Origin of the sequence: Tengunoibacter tsumagoiensis (genome assembly GCF_003967535.1) — a bacterium.
In the GTDB taxonomy this organism is placed as follows: domain Bacteria; phylum Chloroflexota; class Ktedonobacteria; order Ktedonobacterales; family Ktedonobacteraceae; genus Tengunoibacter; species Tengunoibacter tsumagoiensis.
The window spans coordinates 346,335-368,513 of record NZ_BIFR01000002.1; the positions used below are offsets into that span (position 1 = coordinate 346,335).

17 protein-coding genes are annotated in these 22,179 nt (G+C 47.2%); 14 read left to right on the forward strand and 3 right to left on the reverse strand.

Features of this window, described 5'->3' with window-relative positions; translation table 11 throughout:
- Nucleotides 1–27: 27 nt before the first annotated feature.
- Both EL628_RS22205 and EL628_RS22210 read left to right on the forward strand, forming a co-directional pair.
- Complete coding sequence (locus tag EL628_RS22205) at nucleotides 28–1,371, forward strand: MFS transporter (protein ID WP_126582204.1); 1,344 nt, start codon at nucleotides 28–30, stop codon at nucleotides 1,369–1,371.
- Nucleotides 1,364–3,328, forward strand: coding sequence for a RiPP maturation radical SAM C-methyltransferase (locus tag EL628_RS22210; protein WP_126582205.1), 1,965 nt, complete (start codon nucleotides 1,364–1,366; stop codon nucleotides 3,326–3,328). The genes EL628_RS22205 and EL628_RS22210 overlap by 8 nt, the downstream gene beginning before the upstream one ends.
- Nucleotides 3,329–3,491: 163 nt before the next feature.
- On the opposite strand, the gene EL628_RS22215 is transcribed toward EL628_RS22210, so the two are convergent.
- Together EL628_RS22215 and EL628_RS22220 are read right to left on the reverse strand one after the other, a co-directional pair.
- Complete coding sequence (locus EL628_RS22215) at nucleotides 3,492–3,854, reverse strand: YbjQ family protein (protein WP_126582206.1); 363 nt, start codon at nucleotides 3,852–3,854, stop codon at nucleotides 3,492–3,494.
- A gap of 55 nt (nucleotides 3,855–3,909) precedes the next feature.
- Nucleotides 3,910–5,004, reverse strand: a complete 1,095-nt coding sequence (locus EL628_RS22220) for a nucleotidyl transferase family protein (protein ID WP_126582207.1) — start codon at nucleotides 5,002–5,004, stop codon at nucleotides 3,910–3,912.
- Nucleotides 5,005–5,413: 409 nt separating this feature from the next.
- Here EL628_RS22220 and EL628_RS22225 point away from each other — a divergent pair, with 409 nt between their 5' ends.
- Complete coding sequence (locus tag EL628_RS22225; RefSeq protein ID WP_126582208.1) at nucleotides 5,414–5,896, forward strand: Lrp/AsnC family transcriptional regulator; 483 nt, start codon at nucleotides 5,414–5,416, stop codon at nucleotides 5,894–5,896.
- A 367-nt stretch (nucleotides 5,897–6,263) separates the two neighbouring features.
- The gene (locus tag EL628_RS29930; RefSeq protein ID WP_161975676.1) at nucleotides 6,264–6,413 is read left to right on the forward strand and encodes a hypothetical protein; all 150 of its coding nucleotides are present in this window, start codon (nucleotides 6,264–6,266) and stop codon (nucleotides 6,411–6,413) included.
- Nucleotides 6,414–6,495: 82 nt separating this feature from the next.
- On the opposite strand, the gene EL628_RS22230 is transcribed toward EL628_RS29930, so the two are convergent.
- The gene (locus EL628_RS22230; protein ID WP_126582209.1) at nucleotides 6,496–9,609 is read right to left on the reverse strand and encodes a glycosyl hydrolase; all 3,114 of its coding nucleotides are present in this window, start codon (nucleotides 9,607–9,609) and stop codon (nucleotides 6,496–6,498) included.
- Nucleotides 9,610–10,013: 404 nt separating this feature from the next.
- Between EL628_RS22230 and EL628_RS22235 the strand changes: the two genes are divergently transcribed.
- From EL628_RS22235 to EL628_RS22280, 10 genes are all read left to right on the forward strand, one after another.
- Complete coding sequence (locus EL628_RS22235) at nucleotides 10,014–11,057, forward strand: class I SAM-dependent methyltransferase (RefSeq protein ID WP_126582210.1); 1,044 nt, start codon at nucleotides 10,014–10,016, stop codon at nucleotides 11,055–11,057.
- Nucleotides 11,058–11,085: 28 nt separating this feature from the next.
- Nucleotides 11,086–11,490, forward strand: a complete 405-nt coding sequence (locus tag EL628_RS22240) for a group III truncated hemoglobin (protein WP_126582211.1) — start codon at nucleotides 11,086–11,088, stop codon at nucleotides 11,488–11,490.
- Between the two features lie 199 nt (nucleotides 11,491–11,689).
- Nucleotides 11,690–12,520 (forward strand): MerR family transcriptional regulator, encoded by an 831-nt coding sequence (locus tag EL628_RS22245; protein ID WP_126582212.1) that lies wholly within the window; start codon nucleotides 11,690–11,692, stop codon nucleotides 12,518–12,520.
- A 43-nt stretch (nucleotides 12,521–12,563) separates the two neighbouring features.
- On the forward strand, nucleotides 12,564–13,484 hold the full coding sequence (locus EL628_RS22250; protein ID WP_126582213.1) for a YobF C-terminal domain-containing protein: 921 nt from the start codon (nucleotides 12,564–12,566) through the stop codon (nucleotides 13,482–13,484).
- Between the two features lie 214 nt (nucleotides 13,485–13,698).
- Complete coding sequence (locus tag EL628_RS22255) at nucleotides 13,699–14,559, forward strand: DUF1206 domain-containing protein (RefSeq protein WP_218028979.1); 861 nt, start codon at nucleotides 13,699–13,701, stop codon at nucleotides 14,557–14,559.
- 426 nt (nucleotides 14,560–14,985) lie between these two features.
- Nucleotides 14,986–15,564, forward strand: coding sequence for an IS607 family transposase (locus EL628_RS22260; protein ID WP_218028980.1), 579 nt, complete (start codon nucleotides 14,986–14,988; stop codon nucleotides 15,562–15,564).
- Nucleotides 15,564–16,802: an RNA-guided endonuclease InsQ/TnpB family protein gene (locus EL628_RS22265; protein ID WP_126582215.1), complete on the forward strand. Its 1,239-nt coding sequence runs from the start codon at nucleotides 15,564–15,566 to the stop codon at nucleotides 16,800–16,802. Before EL628_RS22260 ends, EL628_RS22265 begins: the two co-directional genes overlap by 1 nt.
- 175 nt (nucleotides 16,803–16,977) lie before the next feature.
- Nucleotides 16,978–19,593 carry a choice-of-anchor D domain-containing protein gene (locus EL628_RS22270; protein ID WP_126582216.1) on the forward strand — a complete coding sequence of 872 codons (2,616 nt, stop codon included), beginning with the start codon at nucleotides 16,978–16,980 and terminating at the stop codon, nucleotides 19,591–19,593.
- A 682-nt stretch (nucleotides 19,594–20,275) separates the two neighbouring features.
- Nucleotides 20,276–20,917 carry a hypothetical protein gene (locus tag EL628_RS22275; RefSeq protein WP_126582217.1) on the forward strand — a complete coding sequence of 214 codons (642 nt, stop codon included), beginning with the start codon at nucleotides 20,276–20,278 and terminating at the stop codon, nucleotides 20,915–20,917.
- Between the two features lie 24 nt (nucleotides 20,918–20,941).
- Nucleotides 20,942–21,757: a PhnD/SsuA/transferrin family substrate-binding protein gene (locus tag EL628_RS22280; RefSeq protein WP_126582218.1), complete on the forward strand. Its 816-nt coding sequence runs from the start codon at nucleotides 20,942–20,944 to the stop codon at nucleotides 21,755–21,757.
- Nucleotides 21,758–22,179: the final 422 nt, after the last annotated feature.

Consider the following 22,179-nt stretch of genomic DNA (forward strand, 5'->3'; position numbering starts at 1 on the left):
AGGTTGGATTGAAGAAAAGGAGCGTCTATGGATACTATACAGGAGGTTCGCTCTCAGGAGCGTCCAACGAAGTCACCCTGGCTTATTAATCGTAATTACCGCCTATTATTCTTTGGTCAGGCTATTTCACTCATTGGTGATCAGTTGTCTGCCTATACCCTGTTGCTCTGGATTGTCCTTATTATCGCCCGAGACCAATCCTGGGCTCCAGTAGCCACTGGTGCGGTCCTTGTTGCTGGTATGGTGCCCAATCTTACCATTGGTCCGCTGGCAGGGGTATTTGTGGATCGTTGGAATCATCGTCTCACCATGCTGCGTACAGATCTCCTGCGGGCCATCTGCACGCTCTTTCTTCTCCTAGGGACCGGGATCGTCTCCATTCCATTTTTAACGTATAATCGTTATTCTTCTTTTGTACAACTGGCCATCTTGATTGTGGTGGCCTTCTTTATCAGCGCCTTCTCACAATTTTTTGCGCCTGCCTACACAAGCCTTATTGCTGATATTGTTCCGGATAAGCAGCGTCCGCAAGCGGCTGCCTATGGTCAGGCAATGACATCTTTTGCGATGATTATTGGTCCTCCTCTAGCTGCTCCATTGCTTATTACCTTTGGTTTACAATGGGCTCTTTTCATTGATGTCTTATCGTATGTTGTTTCCCTTCTTACGTTATGGGCTATTCGGCCTCCTGTTATGTCAACAGCGCAGGCGGCAAAGCATGGCAGTATCAAGCAAGAATTTGTAGCGGGGCTGCGTTTTTCCTTTGGTCATGAGATCATTCGGATGTTGATTGTGGTCTCGGTCATCACGGCTTTTGGTGTGGGAGCCTTTGAAAACCTGTACCTCTACTTCATTAAGCAGAACTTACATACTGATGTCAAGATGATCGGTTTAATAGGTGCAGTGCTTAGTTTTGGCACAATTATTGGAGCCCTGTTTGCGAGCAGACTATGTACTGCCCTTGGATCGAGCAAGACGCTTTACTCTGCATTGGCTGTGTTAGGCTGTATTATCATGGTGCTTTCGCGTATGACTAATTTTATCAGCGCTGTGATTGTTATTTTTCTGCTGGGCCTGGTTGCTTCATGCTTGCGGGTTGCAGTGGCCCCCCTGATGTTAGAGGTCACGCCAAAGCAACTGATCGGGCGTGTTGTGAGTGTGATGAACCCCCTTGCGGCTGTTGCTTCCTTGCTCTCCGCTGTCATTGCAGGCATTTGTGCAGGCGTATTGCTTGTTCATTTTCAGGCTACTCTATTCTGGTTTCATTTTGGGCCAATTGATACTATTTTTATTGGTGTTGGCCTTCTGTTCCTCATTGCGGCCTGTTACGCTTATCTATCGACACAAAGAAGGAGCAATAGCGATGCTTAGCATGCCGTCTCACACCCCTTCGCCCCAGGGAGATAGCAGACAGACACCCGTCTTACTGATCAGCATGCCGTTTGGCCTCCTTGATTATCCTTCGCTCGCTCTTGGTCTATTGCAAGGATCGTTGCAGCCGTTACAGATACCGACCTCGACACTCTACTTCACGTTTAAATTTGCAGAGATGGTTGGGAGTATCTTTTACCAGCAGATTGCCAAAGGGCGTCCGATGATTCAGGATTTTATTGGCGAATGGATCTTTTCTGCGGCCCTTTTTGCTGAGAACAGCGAGACTGAAGCCTATATTCGCAATGTTGTCTATGGGGATATGGAATGTCATAACACTATCTATAAAACGGGTAAGGGTATCACAGAAGATTTTATTCAGGATATTCTTGCTGCGCGTGCAAAAACAGAGCTTTTTCTAAGTGAATGTGTAGAAGAGATCCTCCAGCATAATCCCGCTATAGTAGGCTTTACCAGTGTGTTTCAGCAGCATGTTGCATCTTTAGCTCTGGCAAAGCGTATTAAGGCCCGCAGTCCTGAGACTTGTATCATGATGGGTGGCGCCAATTGTGAAGGAATTATGGGTGTTGAACTTATAAAACAGTTCTCATTTGTCGATGTCGTGGTCTCTGGCGAGGGAGATCAGATCTTTCCTGATCTGGTTAAGCGCATTCTGGCCGGGCAATCGATCTCTCATTTGCAGGGAGTGTACACCAGGCGGAATGTACAGTTGCTCACAGCAGGGAAGAGCATCATGAATACTCCCTCTATTCGGAATTTAGATGCCCTGCCTTTTCCTCTGTTCGATGATTTTTTTGAGCAGTTGTCTCGTACCAGCATACGGCAGACAATCACGCCAGGCATTACATTTGAAACGTCGCGTGGCTGCTGGTGGGGAGAAAAGCACCATTGTACGTTTTGTGGACTGAATGGTTCTACCATGACCTATCGTAGCAAAACGGCTCAGAGAGCGATGGAAGAATTGCTGTATCTGACCAATAGCTATCCTGATTGCGCTATCAGTGTCGTCGATAATATTCTTGACATGAAATATTTTAAGGATTTTATTCCTTCGCTTGCCGCTCTGCCAGGAAATTTGCGTCTTTACTATGAAGTCAAAGCGAATTTGCGGAAAGAGCAGGTAAAATCTTTACGTGAAGCTGGCATCCTAATGATCCAACCTGGGATTGAAAGTTTAAGCAATCATGTTTTAGATCTGATGCGCAAAGGTGTCAAGGGTTTACAGAATATTCAGCTTCTCAAGTGGTGTAAAGAGTATGAAGTTGATGTGACCTGGAACTTGCTTTGTGGTTTTCCTGGTGAAGATCCCGCTGAATACAGACATATGGGCGAGATTTTGCCGCTTCTGACTCATCTGCGTCCGCCTTCGGGCATTGCTCCGATTCGTCTGGACCGTTTTAGTCCAAATTATGATGAAGCAAAGGAGCATGGCTTTTATAATGTACGCGCCTATCCATCCTATCAGTATATTTATCCTTTTTCGCCAGAAATCATCAACAATCTGGCATACTTTTTTATTTACGATTATGCTGACGAGCGGGATGTTGCCAGTTATACGCTTCCCATTGCTCAGTTTATGGTCATGTGGCATCAACAACATAGAAAGAGCCAGCTTTTTTTCCTGGATTATCAGGAGTATCTCATGATCTGGGACCTTCGTCCGGTGGCCACAGAGGCATTGGTAATTCTTACAGGTTTACAGAGGAGCCTCTATATCTTTTGCGATACGATTCGTAATCATCATCACTTGCAACAATTTGTTACAGAGCATGCAACTCCAGAGGAAGAAGGGAAACCATTTGAAGAGTTCCTTGAGCCACTTATTCAAAAAGGCTTGATGCTTCAGGACGGTCATTCCTATCTGAGCCTGGCTGTTCAACGTCGACGTGAGTCGGAACGGCTGACCCAGCCTGCTGTCAAGCAGCTCCAGGCGTAGCCAGTTTGTGGAGAAGGCAAGAGGTGATCAAAGCGATGCGCGCAATATCTTAATCAAGTATTGCGCGCATCGCCCTCTTGTTTGTCCTCTTCGTCTGGAAATTTTTAAGAAAGAGTGTGATCAGCGAGCATAACAAGTGCCCTTATGGCACAGCGTATCCTTCTTATCCTTGTTGTGCTTCAATTACGACCGCTGTACCATAACAGAGAACCTCTGTGACGCCCTGTGTGAGTTCCGTTGCGTCGTAGCGTACGGCAATAATTGCATTTGCACCCTGTTGGATAGCATGCTGGATCATCCGTTCATAGGCATCACTGCGTGTATGCTCACAGAGCTCAGTGAAAAGAGTAATATCGCCACCGGCTAGCGTTTGTAAGGCTGCCCCTAAAGTTCCAGCAATACTGCGCGAACGGACAACAATGCCGCGTACGATACCCAGTGTTTTGACGATTCGATATCCCTCCAGCTGATTGGCTGTGGTCACGAAATAGTGAATATTATGTTCTGTTGCTTGTTCCTGATACATGCTTTGTGCCTTTCAATGCTTTATAGAGGTGAAAATCACAATACAATTGTAACACTTATAGATACATTTTTGGAGTCTTTTTATGGCCAAATTTAAGAAAAGTGCTGATAACATCCTGTGCTTTATTACTATCTACAGGATCTAAAAGCTCTTCATTATCTTCAGAAGTTTCTTCGTGAGCTTCCCATGTGCCGCAGTAATCAACGATGGCTTGCCAACGTTGTTGTAAGGAGAAGGTGATAGCTCGCACGAATTCAAGATACACAAATCTTTCAAGCCAGCCTGGATGAGCGTGGCTGGTAAGCACAGCTCGTGGTCGAGCATTGGGGATACGGCTAGTTGTGATGCTTAGCATGCCATAATCTGATTGAAACAATGGGGATGGCGGTAGATCGTCTAAGCCAGCGGCATGAATCTTCACAAGATAATCACCATCTGGCGGTATATAGAGCAGATCGGGGGTCACTGCGCGAAATTGTTTCATTGCCCCCAGGCTGTGATCCACTGTGAATGGCTGTGTCAGATATGCTGGCAATCGGTAAGCCCGCCCCAGATACTGCTCAGCGCTCTCTACTTCTTTCCTATCAAAGGCATAATAGAATGTATCTTTCCAGGTTGAGGTAATCTCCTCTTTAAAAACCTGGATCTGAAAGCCGAGTTCTTCAGCAATACCTTTCACCGAAGAAATTTCCCCTAGCGCTCCCTGTCCAATCTGTGCCTTTGGCCCCAGCCATAGCTCTCGTGGTAGAAGTTGTTGGTGTAATTGGGCGAGAAACTGATCGGCTGGCATCACTGCAATCTCTTTTGTAAAATTGAGTGTCCCAACATAATCAATTCCCAACGCTTTAATTAAGCGAATAGTTTCATCTTGCGCAGTTAAATATGGGACGGGGATTGTGCCTCGTGTCTCAACAGGCCTGGGGCGGAAGATAAGTGCTACAGAGACTGTGTTGAGCTCTCTTGCCCGCTTTTGAACGTGTTTAAGGATATTCTGTTGACCTGGAATAAGGCCATCAAAAACGCCAAATGTTAAGATGCAGCCCCCAACCTCTGAAAAAAAAGAGCTATGAGGAAGCCCTTCAATGTCGAAGGAGACTATTTCCACTTCTTTTCCATCCGATTTATCCTGTACTTTAGATACGTCGTTCACAGGCTATCTACTCCTCCCTATGATTATTTTTCGCTCTATGCAAATAATGAATCTAATGGATGGATACTTTTCTGGCACCCTTTTCCTTCTGTTCATAGTGTAATCAAAATCAATAGAAATGTCAATAACTTTGTGTAAGTTTGGATAAGCTTTAGGAAGGTGAGGAAAGTTTTGAAAATGTATGCAAAATTTGCAGGGGGCCAGGGCTTCACTCTCCTGATAACGTGTTCATACCCAGGGTTCACTCCGCAATGTAAAAATGGAGCCTCCAGAAGAGAAGCGTGTGCAGAGATCATCTTCTGCGAGGAAACCTCATGAGAGGCTTCTCATGGAGGTTTTTTTAGTGTAAAATTTTAAAAAGTAAGCTATTTAGCGACATTTACTTACAATATCACAAGGGAAATAGAATATGGCTTTACCAATGAATGAAAAATTATTGGATGAGACTGGCTGGCTGTTGCTGCAAGAATTACAACAGAATGCGCGTCTTTCTTATAGTGAATTGGGACAGCGTGTGGGACTGTCATCACCAGCGGTGGCTGATCGTATGCGTAAGATGGAGGAAGCCGGTATTATTACTGGCTATCGTACTGAGATCAATCTTGGGAAGCTCGGTTTGCCTATGATGGCCATCATTCGCCTGGGAAGCTTTGCGGGTCAGAGTTGCAATAGTGTGGCTGCACAGGTAGGCCAGATTCCTGAAGTACTTGAATGCTATCGGGTGACAGGGAGTGATTCGGTGATTGCGAAGGTTGTAGCAGGTTCGGTCGAGCATCTGGGGAAAGTCGTCGATCAACTCTCTCTCTATGGCTTGCCAACCACATCACTGGTCATCTCCAAAGGCCGCGAATCCCGTTTGATTACTCATGAGATAGTTAAGTGCGTAGAGTGAACTATATCTATACCATAAGACATTGGAAACTTGACAGTGTGATTGTGAAGTGACCTTTGCAGAATAAAGTCTGTGAGCATTGACGAGAAGATCCTTGTTCGCTCTATTTGCCATACACAAAGCCATACAGAAGCTGGGATGCTTCAATTCTAGATCCCGGCTTCTGGCTATCAGACCTGAGTTGCACTCAATCATCCTCATCAAAAAAGCCTCTCAAATTCTAAAGCCATTTCTCGAATTTTCTTTCATAATCAATGTTATTGCCCTGAATTGCTTTCGATTCTCCCTGTATTTTAGCACAAAAAGACGATACACTAGAAGCATCACAATGTTCTCTTATCTCATAAAAAAAAGGCAAGGGCTCGCAATGATTATTCTTCTAACTTCTCTTGGTTTGTTGCTTTTATTGGATATTGCTGCACTACGCTGGGGTGTGGATAGTCGAGATAGTATTGAGAGTAACGAGTGGGAACACCGGTTGGAACAGGTTCGTAAACAACTCTCAGAAGCGTGCTAACTCTGCAAGAGAGAGCTCAATTTGAGCTCTCTCGGGTTCTTGGGTCGGGCCCACTTCCTGATGTTCTTCCGATGCGCAAAGCTCAGGCATCGAGATGGAGAAGATGAGGAGCTACTAATAGACCCATGGGTTTAAGCTGGTATTCATAGGCCCAATCTTTTCCCTCAGAGCGCCAGAATTCAGGACCACACCACTTTGCTTTCTCATTGGTATTGTGCAGACCTCCAAAGGCATTGACGCGATTGCCAAAGGCAGTGATCGCAAGTGTATGCTCTCCTGCGGAGATAAAACCCAGCTCGCATTGAAATGGAGCGAAGGCAATCTTCCCACGAACCTCTCCGTCAAGCGCAATCGAGAGCAGAGGAGTCTTAAATTTGGGCGTAAAGAGAGCCATCTCTGCATCATTGCCAGTAAGTGGGCAATGATACGTCACATTACCGGCGTAGAAAGGCAGCCCCTGCCGCGTCCAGTCGCCAAAGGCAAGCTGTCGCACAGGCTTGATAATTCGTGCCTCACGACCGCGTATCTCAACGCCAAAGTCTCCTAGCAGATAGCACCATTCTAGATTCGTCTGTCGTCCAAATGGCAGTTCGAGGATCAGCTCATGCGTCCCAATTGAAAGATCTGGCAGACGAAGCGTCTGGATTGCTTCATCAACAAACCAGCCATCAATCTGCTTTGAGACAAGCTGACCATTCAGGTAGATTGACACATTCGTGGCATCTTCCAGAGCCAGTTGCGGTGCCGTGACTTCAACTGTGGTCTGAATAGTGAAAGCAAGGCTCACTTGATGTTCGGCTGGTCGATGCTCTTTCTCGATCCAGGGCTGTGCAAAGGCCTCAAATTTTAAAGGATAGCCAAGACGCTGGCGGAGCATATTATCAATGCGGAGGACTTCTTCTACCTCCTGCCAGGGCTCATCGTCTAAGTGATAGCGAGCCTGATCGAGCAAAAGAACATTGGGTTCAGAGAGCGTTACAGGGACCTGACTATGATTATAATCATAGATCTCAGCCTCGTCCCTGGCATGCCAGCGTTTTTGTGCCTGTCGTTCTCCCCCCTGGGTCCAGCCAGGTTCAAGGTGAAGCAGCAGACTTCCATGAGCAGGGAAGTTCCAGGCGATACGCGTTTTTCCATCCTGAAAAGTTGAGGCAAGCGTGAACTGTTCTCCTGTGAGCGTCTCCAGAACAGTGACTGTCCAACTGCCCGCCAGATAAATGTGGGTATTGTCGCACGCCTGAAATTTATCAGTATTACAAATAAAGACAAACCGGTTCTCGCCATCCTGACGTATCTGATGGAGTAAAGTATCGCTGGCTCGTCCATTGGCCAGATGTATCTCTATCTCGCGCACTTTTGAGACGCTTTCCAGCAAGCGTCGACGAGTTAACGGAATATGGACACATCGTGCAGCCAGTTTTTCGGCGCGATCAGATGGTTGAGCATCTACGAGCGAAGGAATCTCTCCTGCAAAGACAATCTTGCCCCCATGAGCGCAGAAGGACTCAAGCCGCTCCAGCGTCGTCGCCCGAATGGTTCGCATAGACGGAACAATTACCACATCATAACGCCCCTCACCAACCGAGAAACGCGCTTCGGTCTGCTGATGAGAAAGAGAGGGTAAAAGCGACTCAGCGATGAAATCAAAATCAATGAGTCCAAAGAGCAGCCAATTTGTCAGATCATCGAAGTTCTGTTCGCGCTCTTCGCGTTCTGCTGCTGTCTGTTCAAGAGGGCCATAACAGAGCCAGAACGACTCAATTGGATGGATCACACCAACACGAACATGAGCCTTACCGCGAGTCAGAGCGGTATTGACGCGTGCAAAATGATTTTCGACAAGAGGGTACTCACGATACCAGGGAGATTGATAATTAATCGATGCGGGGTAATCGCGTTTGGCCTCACCAGCCATCGAGACCCATGAAAGATGATGAACGCGCACAGTGATCCCCAGCGCAGCCTGCCAATCGCCCTGAGCTTTATGACCCACGAAATCAAAATCCCAGTTGGTGACCCCATAGAGCTCACTCAAGACTCCTGGACGTCCATACTGGTGGGCAGCACTTTGAGCCTGTTTGGCAGTTGTATATTCATGAGAATCGCAGAGGATATCAATTCCAGGCAGCTCAAAACCGCGATAAGAGCGCATAGCTTCGCCTAACGCCTGCGTCTGAGATTCAAGCGTCTTCTCCTCCATCATATGCCCGGTCAGAGCCAGATGATGTTCCTGGCACCAGGCTCCCAGCGTATCAGCAAATGCCTGCGAGAAGCGTTCGGCGATATGATCGTGATAGTGGTAGCGTGCAAGTGAGGCTTCTCCCTCTGGCAGCTCCCAGAAGAGCTCAGGCAGACGATCTTCCAGGTGATAACCATAAGCCTGTGCAAAGGTCGCCAGAAAATCGTCTGTCCAGGGTAGATAGAGATCCGTCAGTTCTTCGGCAAAGTGGAAGGCCTCTTTATGTGCAAATTGTGGCTCATCAGTGAAGATTGCAGGGACAACGGAACCAAAAAAATCACCAATGGTCTGGGCATAGCGTTCATGTGTGACGGCAATAAAGCGTTCAATGGCAGCTTTCTGGAGCGTATCGACATAGGATTGATTATTGAACCAGGGAGAATTGCGAGCGATCTCGAGATATGCATACCAGATCACAGCATCCTGGGGTGCAGGCTCATTCTCCTGCAAGCGTTGATAGCTCGTCAGATATCCTCGTTCCAATGTGACCGCATAGCGTGCGAGTAAGCGTCCTTTTTCGGTGCGGGAAGCTCGAGCGCTACTATCCTGTTTCCCAGGAAGGCGACTGGTTGGACTGCCATAAGGAGCATAGGTAAAAAGGAGATGTCTGGCTCGAAACTGTGGATCAACCGTAACCAATCCTCCAGCAGCGCCGGAAGGCCAGCGATCCTCATCATAGAGCCAGGCCAGCATCTGTTCCTGCTGAGCCTTCTCCACGCATGCACGCACTAACGCGAGATATTCTTGACCGAGATATTCTGTCTCCAGGCCAGTACGCACATGGATATGAAAGCCCCCAAGCCCCATCTGTTTAAAAACCTCAATCTGATGGAGGAGTTGATCTCGTTTGAGGGCCGTGTTCCAGGCCCAGAAAGGCGTACCACGATAAGCAGCCGTAGGGTGTTGAAACAGCTCGAAATTGAATTTTTCTGCATTCTTTTGCTGATAAAGTTCCATTAAATCCCCCCTTCATTGGTTGGATATACAACAAATTATAGAACTGATCGAGCTACCTTTTGATTGAATAGATTTCGTAGTGGAGCATTCAATTTCTAAAAGGAAGCAAATGAAAGTATATTGATGCAATTATAACGGAAAGAATCGGTGTTGCCTAGCTTTTGACCTTATCCATCAAGGTACTCCAATGTGGAGCATCAGCGAAGCATTGGAGCAGCAGGCGTCGCTCCGCTGATCCCACACTGGTGCCACCTCTGCACACAGGTGGATAGTCCGTGTAGACCTGATTTGAGAGAGGATGTGTTCCAGGAATATGGTATGCTTAGATGAGATACTGTTTGTAACGACAGCTTTTTGTTGCTGGAGTGCATACTTTCTGCATACTTCAAAGAGGATGTATACCTATGGCACGATCATACCACACCAACCAGGTTTTATCTTCTCCAGAGCCGCTGATTGGTTCAACCTATCTAACCCCGACCTATCGTGTTGACCTTCGTCCAACGCACACCAAAGATGTGTTTTTTGATGCAAGCCCTGTTTCAGATTGGCGTACACTCTCCTGGAAAAAGATTGGGCGTCCTTATCGAGTAGAGCGCTGGTCTAAAGAGAAGAAACAGTGGGAGCGAGAGCATGGTCAGGAATTGCCCCCGCAGACCTCCTGGGAGATGTTCAATCGCTCATTTCAGCAGCTCTTTGACGCCGATGCCCTTGCCAGCCGCAAAGAAGCTTTACGCTCGCTGGGTTATGAGTTGAGCCACGGAGATCTCCATGAAGCCTGGGAGGCTGTAGAAGAGATGGTGCAGGCAACCGTATGGAATAAGATTCATCGGATTGAAGATGCCGTCTGGGACCCTCGTGGCAAGCGAGCACTCTTCGAAGGTCTGGACGTTAAAAAGCCCGAAGTCCTTTTTCTAGGGGCGGCAGATGGCTATGAAGCGATGCAACTTTTAGCGATGTATCCAGGTGGTCATGCAGTATTAGTAGATTATGATGACTATTGTCGTACGCACCGTTTTGGCCAATTTCCTGCGGCCTATCCATTCCTTGGCGTCAATGAAGCGACCGGCGCACCTGCCGTCTGGTATCGAGAAGAGATGAACATCGATTTTGAGGTAGTTGATATTCGAGACCTCAACTATGGACGTGAGTTCGATATTGTCGTGAGTATTGGTCTTATTGAGCACTTCCCTGATGAGTATAAGCCATTAGCATTTGATATGCATCGCCGTTTTCTCAAACCGGGAGGGTATGCGATTATGACCACGCCTCGTTTGCAGTTACAGTCCAGATTGTTTTACACTTTATTTGCAGACATTATGAACTTTGCCTATCGTGAATTGATGGATGTGACCCATCTGGGTCTCTATGCTTATGAGAATGGGTTCGAGATCCTGCGCCATGGGCGTATCAAGGCCCATAATGGCATTATTACCCGCGCACGTTAATACGAGAGAAAGCACAAGGTTTCCCGGTATGGTAGTACAAAGAGATATTGAAAATCGTGAAGATATCGCCAGATTGATTCGTGGCTTTTATACCCATGCAATGCAAGATGAGCTCATTGGCCCTTTCTTTACCGAGATTGCAGCCATCAACCTTGAAGAGCATCTCCCAGTTATGTACGATTTCTGGGAGAACCTCTTATTTCAGACCGGAGCGTATCGAGGAGGAATGATGTATAAACATATACTGCTCGATCGCCAGAAGAAGCTTGAAAAGATCCACTTTGCTCGCTGGCTGGAGCTCTTTGAGCAAGAAGTAGATCAGCATTTTAATGGACCAGTGGCCGAGGATGCGAAGAGTCGAGCTCGCTCGATTGTCCCTTCTCTGTATCTCAAGCTGAACCCGGCTTTTCTGCCAATGACACGAAAAGAGTAGCAGCAAAAGCAATGCTACTCATGTTATGAGTCGATACGTTTCTTGCTACAAGCAAGCCTCGTCTCCGTGTGAAACTGCTTGTCCATTAGCGACCCCAAAAGCTTGACTCTCCCCTTAGAGGATACTCTATACTTCTGATTGTAGAAGGTTCTTGCAGAAAGTTCTCGCGGAAAGTTCTTCTATTTAGAAAGATGTAGCTATGTTTAAGATTGGCGATTTCTCAAAGTTGAGCCAGGTCTCAATCAAAACGTTGCGCTATTACGATGACTTTGGTCTGTTGAAGCCCGCTGCGGTAGATGAAGAGAGTGGCTATCGCTATTACGAGGGAAGCCAATTAGGGCGATTGAATCGTATTCTTGCACTAAAAGATATGGGATTATCACTCACCCAGATCGCACAGGTCTTGAAGGAGAATATCACCCCTGATCATCTCAGAGGAATGTTGCACCTTAAGCAAATGGAATTGGAGCAACACTTACAGGATGAGCAGTTTCGTCTACATCGAATCGAAGCCTGGTTACAACAGTATGGAGGAGAAAGTACAATGCCCCAATATGATGTCGTTATTAAGTCATTGCCAGAGATCCGGGTTCTTCAAAGACAGGCAGTTGCTCCAACTCAGCCTGAGTTGGGTCCAACGCTTGATCGTTCATTTGATAGTGTTATGGATGCTCTGTCTGCTCAGGGAGCGAAACCACTGGAGGCTCCTACAACAGTCTACTACAATGAAGAATACTGTGATATCAATATCCACGTGGGAGCGTGTACCCCCTTTGAAGGGAAGCTTAACCCTGAACTTCTTCCACAGGAATGTGAGATTATCACCCTTCCAGCGGTCAAAGTTGCCTCAACCATCCATCATGGCAGTTTCGCCACAATGCATCAGGCCTATCAAGCGATACTGCAATGGATCGAGAGCAACGGTTATCAGATCTGTGCTCCTAATCGTGAACTTAACCTTGTCTATCAGCGCAATGGAGATCAAGCGAACTTTGTGACGGAGATTCAGTTCCCTGTCCAGATTGGCTAAAAAGGATTGTTTAAACGTAAGTATCGCAGGAGAGGTTAAATCTATGAATCCATCACAGATTGTTTATGTTGGAAACGCACATTATTGTTACGCCAATTCAGCTGCGATGTTACTTGCAGCAAGTGGGGAAACGGTTTCACCAGCTTTGATCGAAGTACTGACAGGCGTTGGTCTGGGAGCTCTTCTGATCCCTGGAGCCCCGCCCTTATTTAGTATGCATGCACCAGATGAGGGGCTTTCGCAGGCGCTTACACTATTGGGATATGACTTCATAGAGCAGACTGCACCGCCAGAAGATCCAATCGCATCATTACGTTCACAACTTCAGCAGGGACCAGTGGTGTTAGGACCATTAGATATGGGACACCTGCGCTATCTCCATGACTATGAATATCTGGGTGGTGTAGATCACTACGTATTGGCGTATGAGCTTAATGAGCAGGATATCCACCTGCACGATCCTCAAGGATGTCCATACATCTCGCTGGATCTGGAATCATTTCAGCAGGCCTGGCTGGCAGAACAGATCTCCTATCGACGAAGTCCCTATCGGTTATGGCATGGACCGGTGCGTCAGCGCGTAGTGCCTCAGGAAGAACTGTATAGTCAAGCAATCTCTGCGTTCCAGAGGATCTATCGCAAGGCTGAGAACTTCACGGTCCAGCGGCACTGGTTGACTGGCGCTACCGCTATACATGCTTTTGCAGAGCAACTGCAAGGTGCAGGCGTGCGCGCTTCTTTGATAAGCTTCTCACTGCCCTTAGGAGCCAAACGAGCTCATGATTATGCAGCCTTTTTTAAGCCCTATCATCCTGAACTGGCCCGTTTAAAAAGTGCCCAGAGCCAGTCATTTGGACATCTTCATTCGCTCGTTGCCCAGAACCGCTGGCCTCAATCTGTATCAGAGCTAAATGTATTAGCAGATCTTGAAGCAGAATTTCAAGATTGTTTGCTGCAAGTCTGATAGGATCAGCGCGTTTAAGGGGATCAAACAGATCATGTGAGCCGGCAGATGACCTCATTCCTGGAGACGAACCAACATATGAAACCGTTGGTCGAGCTAATCCGTGAATGAACTACGATAAAGATAATGAAGATCCAACCCTGTTGGTATCTGATGATTGATAAACTTCATTGCTTTAAAAAGGTTTAATCGGAGAAGTCGAAAGGAATTGCAGATGAGTAAGCCGGCTGCACAGATCTCAAATAAAGTAAACGGTGTTGGACGGAGAGTACACGGAGCTGCGACCAGCCCAGGAATGGTCTTGCTTGCCCGCTGTGGCTATGCGGCCAAAGGTCTGGTCTATGTCATTATTGGCATCCTGGCAGTACAACTTGCCTTTGGCCTGGGGGGATCAGCGATTGACCAGCGTGGAGCGCTTCAGACCCTGAGCGAACAACCATTTGGAAAATACATGCTGATCATCGTCGCCGTTGGCCTTCTGTTATATGCCATCTGGTCTTTTATTCAAGCCATCTTTGATACAGAGCGCAAAGGGAAGCAAGCTAAAGGGATAGTCGCACGTCTTGGATATGCGGGCGTGGGGATCTCCTATGGACTGCTGGCCTGGGGATCATTCCAGGTCATTGCTGGATCGGGAACTGGATCAAAAAACTCAACCGCCTCTGCGCAGGACTGGACTGCTACCCTGCTTAAGCAACCTTTCGGAGTTGGACTGGTAGTCGTACTTGGCTTGATCGTCCTGGCTATTGCAGGGGCATTATTTGCTAAAGCCTATAAAGCGAAGTTCCAGTATCGGCTTAACCTGACCAACGTGAGAGCCTCATTAAGAAAAGTGCTCGTGAACCTGGGGCGTGCGGGATATACCTCGCTTGGTGTCGTGTTTGTCATTGTGGGAATCTTTTTTATCGTTGCCGCCGTCCAACACAATGCGACTGAAGCGAAGGGACTGGATTCCGCTCTTCTGACATTAGCTCAACAGCCCTTTGGTCAGTTTTTGCTGGCCATCGTCGCGCTTGGTCTCGTTGCGTATGGTATCTATTCCTTTGTTGAAGCACGTTATCGTCGCCTGGGATAAACGAGGCAGATCGGCAAAGAACCTGTTAAAGAACCTGTTCTGGTACGTTTTCAAAGAACCTGTCCACACAATCATTGGAGCGCGAATGTGGGCAGGTTCTTTTTGTGCGTGATGAGCACCCAAACAAAACATTAAAGCCTGGATGATTGCTGAAATAACGGTGAATAGGGAGAATATGGAGAATTCATTACTAAGGTCTAAATTTAATAACTTTATCTACACCAAATTATAACCGTATTTAGATGAATAAAATGCCAATATCGTTTATACTTTGTAAAGTTGCACGTATATTGGGGGGATAAAGAAGCGAAATTGAGTGTATTATCAGGATTTCGGTACTCAATGATTTTCAATGAGTGTTATAAACGTTGTTAAGAAATGACGTCAAAAGGTGACAAATACGTAAGAATGTGTTATCATGGTGGTATGAAATTAAGCCAGTACGCGAAACAACAAGGGATTAGTTATCGCACCGCGTTACGCTGGTTTCGAGATGGAACCATTCAAGGGTATCAGGCTCCATCAGGAACGATTATCGTGACGGAAAGCCGCGAACCAGCGCAAGCCGTTCAAAAAGTTGCCATTTATGCGCGAGTTTCATCCTCAGAGCAGCGGGAGGATTTAGAACGGCAAGCCGAACGTTTGAGCCAGTATTGTACCGTACGCGGGTATCACGTGGCGCTGGTTGTCAAAGAAGTGGCTTCTGGGGTCAATGACAGTCGGCCAAAATTGCTGAGTCTTTTAAAAGATGCCAGCATCACGCGGGTGGTTGTCGAACATCGCGACCGTCTCACGCGTTTCGGTTTTCAGTACATTGATGCGCTCTTTTCGGTACAAGGTCGGGTGATTGAAGTGGTCAATCCCGCCCAAAACGATACCGAAGAATTGCTGGCTGACTTGACCAGCATTATCTACTCGTTTTGCGCCAGACTCTATGGACAACGGAGAGCCAAACACAAAACAGAGAAAGTGGTGCAAGAGTTACAGGAACAGGGGGATGCCTGATGCGGCTGGTTGAACGTCATCTCGTTCGCGCAACTGATCCACGCTTTGCTGCCATTGATGCAGCGGCGTTTGCATCCAAAAACCTGTACAATCAGGCGAACTATCAGATCCGGCAAGCCTACATTCCTCATGGGAGGTATTTGCCCTATGCCGAAGTGTTCCACCTCGTCAAGGGCATGGGCTGCTACAAAGCGTTGCCAGCCAAGGTCGCCAATTCCATTTTGATCCTGCTGCATAAAAACTGGGTATCGTTTTTTGAAGCTCTGGAGTCATACAAAGCTGATTGCTCTCGCTTTACCGGACGCCCTAAACTACCAAAGTACAAGGACAAGGAGAAAGGACGCAACATCCTTCTTTATGACACACAAGCTCTGGGCAAACGCGCTTTTAAGAAGACGGGCAAGCTTCTCCCTTCAGGATTACCCATAGAGATTGAGACCTGCATCCCCGAGTGGTGGCAAATTGCTCAGGTACGTATCGTGCCACGCTCCAATGAGTATATGATAGAGGTCGTGTACGAGCAGCCTGAGGAGCAGGCCGATGTGGACAGGAAACTGGTTGCGGCTATTGATGTAGGCGTGAATGTCCTGGCGGCATTGACCTCCAATAAACCAGGATTGGCTCCCCGTCTGGTCAGCGGCAAGCCCATTAAGAGCATCAATCAATACTACAACAAACAACGCGCCGCCCATCAAAGCCATTTGAGTCACGAAAAACGGTTCACCTCTCGCCACCTGGATCGCATAACGACGAAGCGCAATCGCCGTGTTGACAGCTATCTGCACACGGCAAGCCGTCGCATCATTGATCTGCTGGTGCAGGAGGGCATCGGAGTGCTCGTCATTGGCAAAAATCCGCTCTGGAAGCAGGAAGTGAATATGGGAAGCAAAAATAACCAGACTTTTGTGCAGCTTCCTCATGCTCGTTTCATTGAGCAGTTGACCTACAAGGCCAAACTGGTAGGGGTCCAGGTGATTATCCAGGAAGAGAGCTATACCAGCAAAGCGAGTTTTCTGGACGCTGATCCGCTCCCAACCTATCAGGCCGATCGTTCGGAAACGATCGTTTTTTCTGGCAGGCGCATTGCCAGAAGTTGGTATCGAGCCAGTGATGGGACAACTATCCACGCCGATATTAACGGGAGCTTGAACATTCTGCGGAAAAGTAACTCCGACCTTTTGCAATTGGGGCGAGGAGTAGAGGGCGCTGCAGTTCGCCCAAGGCGGCTGGCCGTCTAAACGGATGACCGATAGGCATATTTGTCGTCATTTTAAGAAACTGTAAATCAACGTAAATACTTTCTTGTTGGAAAAAGTTTTGAATGTGAAAAGATGCAAAGTGGTATTGGTGGAAATTCTGTGATGGTTGGAATGGCATCTATCCAATAATCCAGGATTGTGAGAGGTAGAATTAATGAATTTACAGCGTCCCTGTACAACATGTATACCTACTTCCTCTTCAACAAAGGGGTTTTCTCTTCAAAAATGGCGTTTCGGTCTCGGAGTCTTTACCCTTGTGGCCTGTATGGGTGGTATGTTGGCCTGGAGTGGTTTTTCCTTGCGATCTGCTCAGGCAGATACTATTGCGGCGGGAAGCGATAATTTGCAGACGGGCTGGTATGCGAACCAGTCAGGTTTAACGCCGGACCAGGTGGGAGGTGGAACATTTGGGAAACTCTTTAGTGCCAATGTTGTTGGACAGGTCTATGCTCAGCCGTTAGTCTCGCAGGGAACATTACTGGTGGCGACGGAGATGAACAATATCTATGGCTTAGATCCTGGTACAGGAAGCCAGAAATGGACGCGAAATCTCGGAACGCCTTTTAACCCGGCTGATGTGACCTGTTCGGATCTTATCCCCCGGGTTGGGATTACTGCAACGCCAGTCGTTGACTCTAAAACAAATGTCGCATACTTTACCTCAAAATCTTATCTGAATGGAACATCTGGCCCCGCCGTCTGGTATATGCATGCGGTGAGTGTTGCAAACGGGGCAGAGCAGAAAGGTTTTCCTGTTCAGATTCAGGGAGTGGCCGGGAATGATCCCACCATCAAGTTTGATCCTACAAAGCAGTTACAGCGCCCTGGCTTACTGCTCATGAATGGGGTTGTCTATGCTGCCTTTGGAGGACATTGTGATCGCAAGCCTTATGAAGGATGGATTATTGGGGTCTCAACAGCAGGGAAAGTAAAAACGCTCTGGACCAATGAGCCAGGTCAGCCGCTAGCGAATAATCCTCTGGGACCGGGTGGTGGTATCTGGATGCCAAGCAGTCTCTTGTCTGATGCTGATGGTGATATTGTGTTTAGCTCTGGTAATGGGAAAGTTCCCGATGTGACGGCGGGCTCGAATGCGGCTCACCAGACGTTAGCACAATCTATTGTTCGTTTGCATGTACAGGCTGATGGTTCGCTCAAGGCGACTGACTTTTTTGCCCCCTATGATGCGGATCTTTTAAATAAAAATGATTCTGATGTTGGATCTGGAGGAGTTGTAGAACTGCCATCGCAATACTTTGGTACAAAGAAATATCCTCATGTTATTCTTCAGGTAGGGAAACAAGGCTACATTTATCTGCTGAATGCGGACAATCTGGGTGGACGTGGTCAGGGCCCCAATAATTCCGATGCCGTTATTAATCGTGTTGGACCGTTTGGTGGTGTCTGGGGCAAGCCGAGTGTCTGGCCAGGAAATGGCGGCTATGTTTATATCACTACTGCTCAAGGTGGTGGTGGCAGTGGGAAGCTCAAGGTTTTCCATTCCAGCGTTGATGGAGATGGCAAGCCAACTTTAAGCTATGTTGGTGCTACCTCGGACACATTTGGGTTTGGTTCCAGTATTCCAGTGATAACCTCTTCGGGGGTCAGTTCTGGCTCTGCACTGGTCTGGGTGATCTGGTCGCCTGATGGAAGTGGAGTTGGTGGACAGTTGCGCGCGTATGATCCAATTCCTGTGAATGGGGTCTTGCATTTGCGCTATAGCGTTCCTGTCGGGACTGCGACAAAATATTCACCGCCTGGTGTCGATGCCAATCACTTATATGTGGGGACACGCGATGGACATGTTCTGGGATTTGGATCTCCCGTAAATACTCCATTGAGTGGTGAAGCATTGAACCTTGGTCAGGTAGTTATTGGGAAGAAACATACGGAAACATTAACAATCAAGGCGAGTACACATATTATTCTTACTGGCAAAATGATTAGCAACCCTGATTTTAGCATTAAGAAGAGTAAAGTAAAATTCCCCATCACTCTGAATGCAGGCGATAAGCTCTCTATGCCTGTGACTTTCGCACCAACCTCAGTGGGATTAGAGGCAGCAAATGTAACATTTACTACTTCACGTGGTGAGATTCCTTTTAGCCTTTCAGGGACGGGCGAGTCGAAGAAGGGAACGTTGACCGTCTCACCATCTCCCATTAGCTTTGGTGGGACCAGTGTAGGTGGCACTCCACTGACATCAACGACAACTTTGACGAACTCTGGTGCAACTCCAATTAAGCTGGAAGGGTATGATCTTCCAAATGCACCGTTTCATGTGAGTGGATTGCCTGCTTCACACTCAACTCTGGCACCACTGGCAAGTGTAACGGTGACAATAACCTTTTCACCACAGAAGATTGGAAGCTATACAAGCGTCTTTCGTATTTATACGACTGGTGGGGTGGCCACTGTCCCCTTATCAGGGAATGCAGGGTCTCCAGCTAACCTGGTGATCGATGCTACGACAATTCATGTTGGGAATGTCCCTGTAGGAAAAACCGTTGTAGTCTCGTTTACCTTGCAAAATACTGGCGGGAGTCCGTTAGAGATTACAATTTCAAAATCTCCTAGCAGCGACGTTGGCTTCAGTGCAGTTACCGATCTACCAGAAGGAACAGTGATTGCTCCGGGGCAGACGTTGACTGTAAAAGTAGACTTTTCACCAACTATGAAAGGTACCGCTAAGGACACATGGTCGTTTAACTCCAATGATAATACTGGCGAGAAGGTCGTCACGTTTGTTGGGAATGGAGTAGCTGCTTAAGAGCTCCTCTATCTTGACTGAACGAATAACCGTAAAAAGCCCCTCCCTCAGATCTTGAGATCTTGAGAGAGGGGCTTGACAGTTTGCTTTCTTTTCTCTACAATGCGTGTAACAATAGTTACATTAAATGATCGAGCGTTCATCCCTCGATCCAGCTTTGAAGATGGAGTATTGATTAGTATGGTTCACAGTATTCAGCGTCCACCTGCTCCGAGGCCATATGGTTCAGGCTACTATGAGCACAATGATAAAAGATTCATTCAGACAATTCCGCAACGTGCGTCTAGATCTTTGAAGGTGCAAAGCTCCGTTGCTCTCCACCACGATGATCTGAACTATGTAACAAAAGTTACCTCTATTTTGCCTGTTAAGACTATTTCTCTGACCTCAAATGATCTCATCCTCAATCCTCTCTCCATGTGCACCTCCCTTATGTGTACCCCCTATATGCAATATACCTCCTATATGTGTTGTTAGACACTTTTTTTGACAACCAGTAGTAAGAGGCTTCTATTATTCTGCTCCCATGCTCCTAAAAGCTGAGATGCTGTGCTCAAATAATCGTTGAAGCCCCTGATACTTCCCCATTTTGTATGGAAGTGCTTGTTGGTTGCACTTCATTATTAATCGCTTCGTGCTGTTTTGAACTGAAATTTTTTGCATTTATAAAGGATGAGCTTCTATGATTAGTCAGATTGCAACAATCACTCCTCTTCAACCAGATAATTTTCTTGTTCATCATCGTAGTCAAGAGCAGAGAGATCTCGTCATTTTGAAGTACATGGCGCGTAAGGTCTCTCATCACTTCCAACTTTCACCGATCCAGGTAGAAACCTCTTTTCCGCTTCGTCGCACATTAGAAGAGAGACGCGAGCGAGAACATCATACCGTCATTTTTAATCCTGCTGAATTAGTCAAGATACGTGATTTTGCGTTTGTCGGGTTTGTAGGAACTCGTCAGCAAGCCATCAGCAGTAGTGTCTACAATGAGTTGCTTCAGGCTGATCGGCAATTAGTGGCTGAGATCTCACATATGCCGGGTTTTCTTGGCTATGCCTCCTTAGAATTACGGCCAGGACTCTGGTATAATCTTGTTGTCCTTGAGGATTATGAGCTGAAGTCTCATCTTCTTGGAAGCGAGGCTCACAAGTATGCTGCGCACCAGCTGGCTCCTCGCTATTATGATTGGATTCGCTTACACAGTGGTGTGATCCGCAATGGTTTAGCCAGCGGTGATTTTGTGTTACAGCGAACCAAATTTTATCACTTTCCTGGCGGCTTACAAGCGGTTAGTCAGGCTTCAGCAGTGCAGCCGCATAATTAGTAATGAGAGAAAAAGGGAAGATTTATGAAGATCTCTTCGCAGCAACAGAATGGTTTACGATTTGCAAACTTCCTTTCTCCACTCATGCAAGAGACGTATCAGCGGATTGCGGAAGAGGTAGGGAGGCGCCTGGCGATTACCACCTCGCTCCATACAGGCGCTACCCTTGACGAGTTTGAAGCAGGAGAGGCTGATCTTGGTTTCTTATGTGGCTTGCTATATGTTCGTTTACGACAGAGATCTGATTGTCCTGTTGACATTCTCGCTGCTCCTGTACTGTCAGGTGAGCGCTACCAGGGCAGACCAATCTATTTTTCAGATGTGATTGTGCGCAAAGCCAGCGTTTATACATCCTTTGATGATCTTGCTGGCTGTCGCTGGGCCTATAATGAGCGCGCTTCACATTCAGGCTGTAATGTTGTATCTTACAGCCTGCTTGAACGGAAGAAAGATCCCAACTATTTTGGATCCTTGCTTCAGACTGGTTCCCACTTGCAGTCAGTGCAGGCTGTGGTAGAGGGAGAGGCTGATGCCGCAGCGATTGATTCTCATGTCTTAGCGGTATTTTTGCAGCGAAATCCTCAGATTGCAGCAGATTTGCGCACTATAGATGTGATGGGACCCTCAAGCGTTCCACCTGTTGTAATCTCTAAGCGGATAGCTCCTGAGCTGAAAAAGCAGCTACAGACCATTTTCCTGAGGCTCCATCAAGATGAGGGGCTGCGACCTTCTTTACAGGCGGGCTTGATCGAGCAGTTTGTTGCCGTTGAAGATAAGCAATATGGAGATATAGAGAGCATGCTTAAAAAAGTAGAGGCAGTCTCGTTTCCTTTTGTCTAAGCGAAAAGGAAGTCTGATGGAACCAGCGAGAGACTGCCAGACGCCCTGAATTGTGCAAGCAGGCTACGCATGAACATGTCTGTTTGGATGGGATTGGCTGGTAGCAGCAGAAGCCTGGTGTTGTCTGGCTGAGCACTCAACACACAGTGAAAACAGAACATGGCTATGGAGACGTCGTACCCTACAGGCATGGTGATTACAGATAGTTTTGCCGCATTGTGAGCAATTCTGGACGTCCCACCATTTAAGAGTAGCCTGACAACAATCGCATGATTTCTGGTTTTCAAAAAGTTTCATCGCTCGATCCCTCTGCGCATGTAAATGCTTCATTGTTAACCTCTCAAGCTAACCTGGGCAATCTCTTTTCTTGTTGCCTCTGGCTCTTGTTAGCTATGAGTGCAAAGGCGCTGTATATCCTACCA

What these genes read in the sequence shown, in the direction of transcription:
- EL628_RS22270 (WP_126582216.1), top strand. Translation starts at nt 16,978, where the DNA reads ATGAATTTACAGCGTCCCTGTACAACATGTATACCTACTTCCTCTTCA.
- EL628_RS22250 (WP_126582213.1), top strand. Translation starts at nt 12,564, where the DNA reads ATGAATCCATCACAGATTGTTTATGTTGGAAACGCACATTATTGTTAC.
- EL628_RS22205 (WP_126582204.1), top strand. Translation starts at nt 28, where the DNA reads ATGGATACTATACAGGAGGTTCGCTCTCAGGAGCGTCCAACGAAGTCA.
- EL628_RS22275 (WP_126582217.1), top strand. Translation starts at nt 20,276, where the DNA reads ATGATTAGTCAGATTGCAACAATCACTCCTCTTCAACCAGATAATTTT.
- EL628_RS22225 (WP_126582208.1), top strand. Translation starts at nt 5,414, where the DNA reads ATGGCTTTACCAATGAATGAAAAATTATTGGATGAGACTGGCTGGCTG.
- EL628_RS22215 (WP_126582206.1), bottom strand. Translation starts at nt 3,854, where the DNA reads ATGTATCAGGAACAAGCAACAGAACATAATATTCACTATTTCGTGACC.
- EL628_RS29930 (WP_161975676.1), top strand. Translation starts at nt 6,264, where the DNA reads ATGATTATTCTTCTAACTTCTCTTGGTTTGTTGCTTTTATTGGATATT.
- EL628_RS22265 (WP_126582215.1), top strand. Translation starts at nt 15,564, where the DNA reads ATGCGGCTGGTTGAACGTCATCTCGTTCGCGCAACTGATCCACGCTTT.
- EL628_RS22240 (WP_126582211.1), top strand. Translation starts at nt 11,086, where the DNA reads ATGGTAGTACAAAGAGATATTGAAAATCGTGAAGATATCGCCAGATTG.
- EL628_RS22230 (WP_126582209.1), bottom strand. Translation starts at nt 9,609, where the DNA reads ATGGAACTTTATCAGCAAAAGAATGCAGAAAAATTCAATTTCGAGCTG.
- EL628_RS22255 (WP_218028979.1), top strand. Translation starts at nt 13,699, where the DNA reads ATGAGTAAGCCGGCTGCACAGATCTCAAATAAAGTAAACGGTGTTGGA.
- EL628_RS22235 (WP_126582210.1), top strand. Translation starts at nt 10,014, where the DNA reads ATGGCACGATCATACCACACCAACCAGGTTTTATCTTCTCCAGAGCCG.
- EL628_RS22210 (WP_126582205.1), top strand. Translation starts at nt 1,364, where the DNA reads ATGCTTAGCATGCCGTCTCACACCCCTTCGCCCCAGGGAGATAGCAGA.
- EL628_RS22245 (WP_126582212.1), top strand. Translation starts at nt 11,690, where the DNA reads ATGTTTAAGATTGGCGATTTCTCAAAGTTGAGCCAGGTCTCAATCAAA.
- EL628_RS22260 (WP_218028980.1), top strand. Translation starts at nt 14,986, where the DNA reads ATGAAATTAAGCCAGTACGCGAAACAACAAGGGATTAGTTATCGCACC.
- EL628_RS22280 (WP_126582218.1), top strand. Translation starts at nt 20,942, where the DNA reads ATGAAGATCTCTTCGCAGCAACAGAATGGTTTACGATTTGCAAACTTC.